This is a genomic window from Mesorhizobium sp. M1399 (genome assembly GCF_040317735.1).
GTDB lineage: Bacteria > Pseudomonadota > Alphaproteobacteria > Rhizobiales > Rhizobiaceae > Mesorhizobium.
The window spans coordinates 111,521-120,565 of sequence record NZ_JAMYKZ010000018.1 but is presented as its reverse complement, the minus strand read 5'-3'; the positions used below and the strand labels follow the sequence as shown (position 1 = coordinate 120,565).

The window sequence follows — 9,045 nt, the reverse complement described above, 5'->3', positions numbered from 1 at the left end:
CGAACCGTGCACTGGATAATCAGCAGACGCACGAGATGAAGGGCGCGCGTGCGAGGGAGAACTGGCCGGAGATCAGTGTCGTGCCTTGGTAGGAAATGTCGGCAGGACAGAGGGGGGTGCCTCGCGCCAATATCTCGCAATTATTTGCATTGCGGTGCGACCGAAAACGGGGCGCCGAAACGCTCCGTTTCGATTACGCCGTCGATCGCCGTTCAACCGTTGACCAGGGCCAGCAGCTCCTCGGTATAGCGCTTGCCGACCACCTTCTCCGGCGACAGCGCGTCGCCGATGGACGCCACTTCGGCCTGGCTCAGCACAATATCGGCTGCCGCCGTATTCTGCTCCAGATGGCGGATTTTTCGCGCACCGGGGATCGGGACAATGAAGTCGCCCTGATGCAGCACCCAGGCGAGCGCCAGCTGTGCCGGCGTTACGCCCTTCTCGGCGGCCATCTTTTCCAGCACGGCGACGACCGCCGCATTGGCCGCCATGGCGTCGGCCTGGAAGCGCGGCAACCCGCGGCGCCAGTCGTCGGCGCCGAGAACATCGGGCTTGGCGATCGTGCCGGTGAGCAGGCCGCGGCCGAGCGGGCTATAGGGGACAAAGCCGATGCCGAGCTCGCGGCAGACGGCAAACACCTCTTCCTCCGGATCGCGGCTCCACAGCGAATATTCGCTCTGCACCGCGGCGATCGGATGCACGGCATGCGCCCGGCGGATGGTCGCCGCACTCGCCTCCGACAGGCCGAGCGCCCGCACCTTGCCCTCGCGCACCAGCTCGGCCATGGCGCCGACCGTATCCTCGATCGGCACGTTGGGATCGACGCGGTGCTGGTAATAGAGGTCGATGACCTCCGTATCCAGCCGCTTCAACGACGCTTCGGCAACCGCCTTGACGTGTTCCGGGCGGCTGTCGACGCCGGCCATGCGCTCCATGCCGCTGCCTTCTTCCAGGATCTTGAAGCCGAATTTCGTCGCAATCGTCACCTTGTCACGCACCGGCTTCAGCGCCTTGCCAACCAGGATTTCGTTCTCGTAGGGGCCATAGACTTCGGCCGTGTCGAAGAAATTGACGCCGATGTCGACAGCGTGGCGCAGCGTGGCGATCGCGTCCGCCTCCGGCTGGCCGCCATAGGCAAAGCTCATCCCCATGCAGCCGAGGCCGACCGGGTAGACGTCAAGTTCATTGCCGAGCTTGCGGGTTTGCATCACGTATCTCCTTGTTGTGATGGTTGTGATGCCGCAGAGATAGCGTCTTGCGCTGCGTTCGATAATCGGCTCTCATTTGCACAGGCTGTTCCAAAAAATAGATCAATGAAGCGAACCCATCTTTCACAGCTCGCTGTACTGGCAACGGTCGCCCAATGCGGCAGTTTTCGCGGCGCGGCCAAGGAGCTGGCAATCGCGCCATCGGCGGTCAGCCACGCGGTTTCCAGCCTGGAAGCGCGCCTCGGCGTCCGCCTTCTGGCGCGCAGCACGCGCAGCGTCGCTCCGACCGAGGAGGGCGCGCAGCTGCTCGAGCGCCTCAGGCCGGCGCTGTCGGAAATCGACCTGGCGCTGGAATCGGCGATCGAGGCGCGCGACCGGCCGGCCGGCAATCTCAGGCTGACCGTGCCGCGCACCGCGGCCCACCTGACGCTGACGCCAAGGCTCGGCGCCTTTGCCGCTGCCTATCCCGACATCGTGCTGGAGATCGTCATCGAGGACCGCTTCACCGATGTGGTCGAGGGCGGCTTCGATGCCGGCGTGCGGCTGGGCGAGAGCCTGCAGCGCGACATGATCGCCGTGCGCATCGGGCCGGACCTTCGCGGCGCAGTCGTCGGCGCGCCATCCTATTTCGAGACCATGCCCAAGCCGCAGCATCCGCGCGATCTTGCCGGTCACCGCGGCATCCGCTTCCGCTTCTCCAGCGGCATTCTCTATCGCTGGGAATTCGAGAAGAACGGCGAGGAGATCGAAATCCCGGTGAAAGGGCCGCTGATCCTCGACGAGGACCATCTGATTGCCAACGCCGCGGTCGACGGCGCCGGGCTCGCCTTCGTGTTCGAGGACTATGTCCGCGACGCGCTCGCCGCCGGCAAGCTTGTTCGCGTGCTGGAGGACTGGTGCCCGCTTTTCGACGGCTTCTTCGTCTATTACCCAAGCCGCCGCCAGATGCGGCCGGCGCTCAGGGCCTTTGTCGATTTCTTCAAGGTCGGCGAGTAAGCCAACCCTCCCCACAAGGGAGAGGTGGAAGAAAGCCGACCTGGCATTCGTTCACCGACCATGTCAGCACTGCCCAAAAACCAGGCCACCGGCTACGGCTGGACGGCGATCATCCTTCACTGGCTGATCGCGGCGCTCTTTATCGGCCAGTTCGTGCTCGGCTTCGTCATGGTGCGACTGTCCAGCCAGCGCACCGCCTTCGAACTGATCCAGCTGCATAAATCCTTCGGCTTCCTGCTGCTTGGGCTGGTCATCCTGCGCATCGCCTGGCGCCTTGGCAGACCGGCCCCGCCGCTGCCGCGCTCGGTCGGCCCGTTCGAGCGCCGCATCGCGCCACTTGTCCATCTTGCGCTTTATGCGTTTCAGCTCGCTCTGCCGCTGTCGGGCTGGGCGCTGGTCTCGGTCTCGGTGCTGGAGATCCCGAGCGTGCCGTTCAATCTGTTTGTTATGCCCAATCTGCCGCTTGGCGAATCGGACGTGGCTGAAAGCTTCTGGGCAGCGACGCACTGGTATCTCGCCTATGCCGGCATCGGACTTGTCGCTTTGCATCTGGCCGCGGCGCTGCGTCATCATTTCTGGCTGAGGGATACCGTGCTGATGCGCATGATCACGGCTTCGTCACATCGCGACACGGAATAGAGCGGGCGGCTCATTCGTTCATGGGGCGAGGACGCAAGAAAGCGTTGCCTGCCAAGAGGACCATTTCCATGTACGCGCGCATCTTCGGATTTGCGGCAGCCGCCGCTTGTTTTGCTATGCCTGTTTTCGCCGCCGTCGCCCTTGGCGACGCGGCCGGCAGCTACACCATCAGCCCGGGGAGTTCCAGCATCCACTTCTCGATCGGCAAGCTCGGCGGCGGAGGGCTCGACGGTGCTTTCTCCCGCTTCAAGGGCAGTATCCTCATCGACAACAGCGATGTCGGCCGGTCCCAGGTCAATTTCACCATCTTCCCCGAAAGCGTCGGTACCGGCCAAAGTCGCATCGACGCCTTTCTTCGCTCGGACGCGGTTTTCGACGCGGCCAACAATCCGGAGATCCAGTTCCGTTCGACCAGCGTCAAACGCACCGGCGCCACGTCAGCCCTTGTCACCGGCCGGCTGACGGCGCGCGGCAAGACCTTTCAGGAAAAGTTCACGGCCGAGCTCGGCGGCCTCAGGGCGGGCACGATAAAATTCCATGTCACCGGCAAGGTGTTGCGGTCGCGCTACGGCATGGATGTCGGCACGCCGATTTACTCCAACGTCGTCGACTTCGACATGACGCTGACGGGTAGAAGGGGATAGTCTTTGCAGGACCTGGGTTCGTCGCCCCCGCAAGGGCAGCGCCGGCATCCGGAAAAGCCGCAGATGATCGCCCTGTTCGCCGCCAGGCTCCCGCATTGGCTTTTCTCCTGAATTAGGGCAAACCTCCAGGCCTGCAATCGAGAGGAGAAATCTGATGTTCCGATGGGGTGTTTTGTCGACGGCCAAGATCGGCCGCGAGCAGCTTTTGCCGGCAATCGTCGAGGCGGAGAACGGCGTGCTGTCGGCGATCGCCAGCCGCGATCTGTCGAAAGCCCGGGCACTGGGCGAACGCTTCGGCGCGCGCCACGCTTTCGGCTCCTATGAGGAGCTGCTCGCCTCCAGCGACATCGACGGCGTCTACATTCCGCTGCCGACCTCGCAGCATGTCGAATGGACGGCCAAGGCGATCGAGGCCGGCAAGCATGTTCTGGTCGAAAAGCCGCTGGCGCTCGATGCCAAGGATATTCCGGCGCTGATCAAGCTGCGCGATGCCAGGAAGGTGCTGGTCTGCGAAGCTTTCATGGTCGTCTACCATCCGCAATGGATCAAGGTGCGCGAGCTGATCGCCAACGGCGCCATCGGCCGGCTGCGCCATGTCCAGGGCGCGTTCTCCTATTACAATGTCGACCCCAACAACATGCGCAACAAGCTCGATCTCGGCGGCGGCGCGCTGCCCGACATCGGTGTCTACCCGACGGTGTCGACACGCTTTTCGACGGGCAAGGAGCCGCTGCGCGTCCAGGCGACGATCGAGCGCGACAAGACGTTCGGCACCGACATCTATTCCTCGATCCGCGCCGATTTCGGCGATTTCGAGCTGTCGTTTTACCTGTCGACGCAGATGGCGGCACGCCAGGTGATGGTGTTCCACGGCGAGAAGGGATTCATCGAGGTGTTCTCACCGTTCAACGCCGGGCTCTATGACCATCACCGCGTCGAGCTGCACAACCAGAACCACAGCGAGGCGCAGGTATTCCGCTTTCCCGGCACGCAGCAATACCGGCTGGAAGTCGAGGCCTTCGCGCGGGCGGCACAGGGCGGCAAGGACCGCGTTTTCACCCTGGAAGAATCGGTGCTCAACCAGAAGGTCATCGATGCCATCTTCCGCGCCGGCGAGAAGGAAGGCTGGGAGACAGTCTAGGCCGGCCATGATCCCAAAAAATGAGGGACCGGTTTTTGGACGAGATCATGGCCAAATAGATGCCAAACGACGCGGATGTGATCATTGTCGGCGCCGGCCTTGCCGGTCTTGTCGCGGCGGCCGAACTGACTGAGGCCGGCAAGAAGACCATCATCGTCGAGCAGGAGCCGGAGCAGTCGCTTGGCGGCCAGGCGTTCTGGTCGCTCGGCGGCATCTTCCTTGTCGATTCGCCCGAACAGCGGCGCATGCGCATCCGCGATTCGTATGAGCTGGCGCTCGAGGATTGGCTGGGCACTGCAGCCTTCGACCGCACGGAAGATCTCTGGCCGCGCCGCTGGGCTGAGGCCTATGTCGGCTTCGCCGCCGGCGAGAAGCGCTCCTGGCTCATGCAGCGCGGCCTGAAATTCTTTCCGGTGGTCGGCTGGGCCGAGCGCGGCGGCGGCAATGCCGCCGGCCACGGCAATTCGGTGCCGCGCTTCCATGTCACCTGGGGCACCGGGCCTGGTGTGCTCGAACCGTTCGTGCAGCGCGTGCGCGAGGCCGTTAAGCGTGGGCTGATACGCTTCAAATTCCGTCACCGGGTTAACGAATTGACCCGGACGGGCGCCGTCGTCGACGGCGTGCGCGGCGACATATTGGCGGCGAGCGATGCCGAGCGCGGCCGCAAGAGCTCGCGCGAGATCACAGCCGATTTCGAGTTGAAGGCGCAGGCCGTCATCGTCGCCTCCGGCGGCATCGGCGCCAATCACGAGCTGGTCCGGGAGAATTGGCCGCAACGGCTGGGTGCGCCTCCAAAACGCATGATCACCGGCGTTCCCGATCATGTCGACGGCCGCATGCTGGCGATCACCGAGGCCGCCGGCGGCAGGCTCATCAACCGCGACCGCATGTGGCACTATGTCGAGGGCGTCAGGAACTGGGCACCGATCTGGACCGATCATGCGATCCGCATTCTGCCCGGCCCGTCATCGCTGTGGCTCGATGCGCGCGGCAAACGCCTGCCGGTGCCGCTCTATCCCGGCTTCGACACGTTGGCCACGCTCAGCCACATCATGAGCACCGGATACGACTATTCCTGGTTCATCCTGACCAAAAAGATCATCCAGAAGGAGGTCGCGCTGTCCGGCTCCGAGCAGAACCCCGATCTGACGGGGAAAAGCTGGCGCCAGGTGCTTGGCCGTGCCACCAGCGGCGTGCCCGCGCCGGTCAAGGCGTTCATGGAGAAGGGTGAGGATTTCATCGTCGAGCCCGAACTGCCGGCGCTGGTCGCCCGCATGAACGCACTGGCCGGAGGCGAGCCGCTGCTCGAACTGGCGCAGGTCGAGCGCGAAATCCGCGCCCGCGACCGGCAGCTCGACAATCCGTTCTCCAAGGACATGCAGATCACCGCGCTGCGCGGCGCGCGAGCCTATCTCGGAGACCGGCTGATCCGTACCGCAAGACCGCACAAGCTGCTCGATCCCGCCAATGGCCCGCTGATCGCCGTCAGGCTCGGCATCCTGACCCGCAAGACGCTCGGCGGGCTTGAGACGGACCTCGACAGCCGCGTGCTGGGCGCCGGCGGCCAACCGGTCGAAGGGCTGTACGCGGTGGGCGAGGCAGCCGGTTTCGGCGGCGGCGGCATGCACGGCTATGCAGCGCTCGAAGGTACGTTTCTCGGCGGCTGCATCTTTTCCGGCCGCAGTGCCGGACGGGCAGCGGCGCGAGCGGTGGGGTGAAACAAGGCGCTTTAGGCGAAAGGTTGCAAATTGACGTCTTGAAGCTTGGAACCGGCAAGCAAAGCCTCGAGCACCTGCTTCTTCAAAAACAGGCACTGCGCACGGGCAAGTTTCACGATGGCGGAAACGTCGCCTGCCTCGCAGGCAAGAACCAGTTCCTTTTGCTGGGCGATGATCAACTGGGTGAAGTCGCGCGACTTGAAGCCGAGGTGGAGAACCCGCGCCGACTGGTCGAGTATCTGGTCCAGGAGATGCGCCAGCCGCAAATTTCCCGAGAGCTCCGCAAGGGCCAGGCGAAAAGCACGATCGGCCGCAAGGAAGGCAATGTGGCTGCGTAGCGTCTCCGGCTTCAGCACTTTTTTCGCTGCCAGCCTGATATCCTCCAGCCCGCGCTCGGTCATGTTCGATGCCGCCACCCTGAACACTTCCGGCTCGATCAAGCTGCGGACATCGAAGATCTCGTTGACGTCCCGCAGACTGAGCGTCGCAACGACGTAGCCGCGGCGCGGCTCGCTCCTGACCAGCCCTTCCTGCATCAGGCGGGCCAACGCCGCGCGGATGGTAGCCTTTTTGATCTGGTATCGATCGCCGATCTGTTTCTCGGTGAGCGCTTCACCGGGGCGCAGCACGCAGGCAATGATGTCGTTCCTCAGCTGCTCATATGCCTGTTCCCTGCGAAGGACGTCGGCGGCTGACAGTGCTGTCGCCTCGACGGTGGCCGGCCCTGCCGGTTCGGCGGTCAACTTCGTCGTTTTCATATTCTGTCCGTCTGGCTGTCCCGTTGACGCTGGCCTCAGCATTCGCTAGCGTGAGCACCTCAGATTGATAATCTGAGCATCTCAGGAAGGATAACTGATATGCCTTTAGCCGCCAACTCACCTCTCTACGCCGTTGCCGATGATATCGTCAATGCCGCGAGAGGCCCAGATCCCCTCGAAGCGGTAAGGACGGTCCTGGGCGACTACACGAACCGTTTTCACGCATCGGGAACACTCGCTCACGAAGAAGACGACGACGAGGTGCTTCTGCATGCGAGCCCTAACCTGACGATCTATCACATCACGCTGTCGCCCGGCCTGCAGTACCCGCCTCATAACCACCTGATGGATGCCTTGATCGGCATCTACAAGGGCAGCGAGACGAACTTCATCTATCCTGTTGCCGGCAGCGAACTCGATGTCCCGGAAAGGCAGGACATCGCAGCGCCTGCCGTGGTGCACATGGCCTCAAATACCGTGCATGCGGTTGCGAATACCGGCAGCGCGCGATCGGGTGCGCTGCATGTCTACCTCGGCGATCTCACACGAACCCACCGGCAGCTGTGGAGCCCGGAAAGCAACCAGGCCGAGCCGTTTGACAATGACCGCTACCTGGCCGGCGCACGGCCCATTCAGCAGTCCGGGCGCGAATGAGCGCAGAGGCGTCGCTGGCGGCGAAATTGGCCGTGATCAGCGAACCCGTCGGAATCGCGTCACACTTGTCACTCTCGCCAATCCGCTATCAGCCCCTATCCTATCTCACGACCCAACACGTCGCGCCGGTGCGGCGACAAACCAGCAAGGGAGATGCACAATGACGGCACATCAGAATGGCACAGGCGAGCAGGGCTCGCGGCTCGCGATGAAGACACCACCGGTCGTTTCGCCTGACGCATGGGAGGCCGCGCGCCAGCAGCTGCTCGTGAAGGAGAAGACCGTGACCCGGGCTCGCGACGCACTGGCCGCCGAGCGCCGGCGGATGCCATGGGTGGCGGTGGAGAAGTCCTATACGTTCGAAGGGCCTGACGGAAAGGTGAGCCTGCTCGACCTGTTCGAGGGCCGCCGCCAGCTGGTCGTCTACCGCGCCTTCTTCGAGCCCGGCGTATTCGGCTGGCCCGACCACGCCTGCCGCGGCTGCTCGCTGGGGGCGGACCAGGTCGGCAACCTTGCCCATCTGAATGCCCGCGACACCACGCTTGCCTACGCCTCGCGCGCACCGCAGGCCGACATTGCGCGGCTGAAGGCGCGGATGGACTGGAAGATGCCCTGGTACACCATCACCGACAGCTTCGATGCTGATTTCGGCGTTGACGAGTGGCACGGCCATAACGTGTTCATCCGCGACGGCGATCGCGTGTTCCGCACCTACTTCATCAACAACCGCGGCGACGAGGCGATGGGGACCGTATGGAGCTACCTCGACCTGACGCCGCTCGGCCGCCAGGAGGTTTGGGAGGATTCGCCCGAGGGCTATCCGCAAACGCCGACGTACAAGTGGTGGAACTGGCACGACAATTACGGTGCCGAAGCCGTCCCCGACAAAAAATGGGTCGAGATATCGGACGCCGGAGAGGCCGCGTTCCGGAATCGCACCGAATAGAACATCTTTGGCGTCGCAGGATGCACGGTTCAGTTCGAACGCATCCCGCTCACTACCAGGGACAACGGACATGAGCGAGATTCATGCAGGCGGATCCGGCGGCGATGCGAGCCCGGCCGCCCTTGGCGCAGCCGACTGGCTGTCCTTCGCCGCCGCGCCGACCTTCGCAACCATGGCGCTGCTGACGCTTCTCGGCGGAGCGCCGGATATGATGTGCTCGACCGGGCAAGAGGCGTCACCGCTGGCCGGCATGGTCCCGATGTACCTGCTGATGAGCGCCTTTCATTTAGGACCTTGGCTGAAGCAGGTTTCCGGCCGGCGACGCCGCCGCAAATAGAGCT

Annotated in this window: 10 protein-coding genes; 8 read left to right on the top strand and 2 right to left on the bottom strand. The window is 63.7% G+C overall.

All coding sequences use genetic code 11. The features are described from left to right. Positions 1 to 212: 212 nt before the first annotated feature. Complete coding sequence (locus NKH05_RS26850) at positions 213 to 1,208, bottom strand: aldo/keto reductase (protein WP_023718302.1); 996 nt, start codon at positions 1,206 to 1,208, stop codon at positions 213 to 215. Between the two features lie 105 nt (positions 1,209 to 1,313). Between NKH05_RS26850 and NKH05_RS26845 the strand changes: the two genes are divergently transcribed. The 5 genes from NKH05_RS26845 (at position 1,314) to NKH05_RS26825 (ending at position 6,346) form a co-directional block, all read left to right on the top strand. Further along, a complete protein-coding gene (locus NKH05_RS26845; protein ID WP_353026442.1) occupies positions 1,314 to 2,204 on the top strand; it encodes a LysR family transcriptional regulator in 891 nt (296 codons plus the stop codon). A 60-nt stretch (positions 2,205 to 2,264) separates the two neighbouring features. After that, positions 2,265 to 2,843 (top strand): cytochrome b, encoded by a 579-nt coding sequence (locus tag NKH05_RS26840; RefSeq protein ID WP_352484688.1) that lies wholly within the window; start codon positions 2,265 to 2,267, stop codon positions 2,841 to 2,843. 68 nt (positions 2,844 to 2,911) lie between these two features. Next, the gene (locus NKH05_RS26835; protein WP_352484690.1) at positions 2,912 to 3,487 is read left to right on the top strand and encodes a YceI family protein; all 576 of its coding nucleotides are present in this window, start codon (positions 2,912 to 2,914) and stop codon (positions 3,485 to 3,487) included. A gap of 154 nt (positions 3,488 to 3,641) precedes the next feature. Next, positions 3,642 to 4,628, top strand: a complete 987-nt coding sequence (locus NKH05_RS26830; RefSeq protein ID WP_353026439.1) for a Gfo/Idh/MocA family protein — start codon at positions 3,642 to 3,644, stop codon at positions 4,626 to 4,628. A gap of 59 nt (positions 4,629 to 4,687) precedes the next feature. Then, complete coding sequence (locus NKH05_RS26825) at positions 4,688 to 6,346, top strand: FAD-binding dehydrogenase (protein WP_353026437.1); 1,659 nt, start codon at positions 4,688 to 4,690, stop codon at positions 6,344 to 6,346. Between the two features lie 11 nt (positions 6,347 to 6,357). On the opposite strand, the gene NKH05_RS26820 is transcribed toward NKH05_RS26825, so the two are convergent. Continuing rightward, positions 6,358 to 7,104, bottom strand: a complete 747-nt coding sequence (locus NKH05_RS26820; protein WP_023718308.1) for a GntR family transcriptional regulator — start codon at positions 7,102 to 7,104, stop codon at positions 6,358 to 6,360. Positions 7,105 to 7,203: 99 nt separating this feature from the next. Here NKH05_RS26820 and NKH05_RS26815 point away from each other — a divergent pair, with 99 nt between their 5' ends. The 3 genes from NKH05_RS26815 to NKH05_RS26805 all read left to right on the top strand — a co-directional run bounded on the left by NKH05_RS26815 (position 7,204) and on the right by NKH05_RS26805 (position 9,041). Continuing rightward, positions 7,204 to 7,758, top strand: coding sequence for an autotransporter (locus tag NKH05_RS26815; RefSeq protein ID WP_023718309.1), 555 nt, complete (start codon positions 7,204 to 7,206; stop codon positions 7,756 to 7,758). A gap of 160 nt (positions 7,759 to 7,918) precedes the next feature. Continuing rightward, entirely contained in the window at positions 7,919 to 8,704 is a 786-nt protein-coding gene (locus NKH05_RS26810) for a DUF899 domain-containing protein (protein ID WP_084642556.1), read from the top strand. Between the two features lie 70 nt (positions 8,705 to 8,774). After that, positions 8,775 to 9,041, top strand: a complete 267-nt coding sequence (locus NKH05_RS26805) for a hypothetical protein (protein WP_023718311.1) — start codon at positions 8,775 to 8,777, stop codon at positions 9,039 to 9,041. The last annotated feature ends 4 nt before the right edge of the window (positions 9,042 to 9,045 follow it).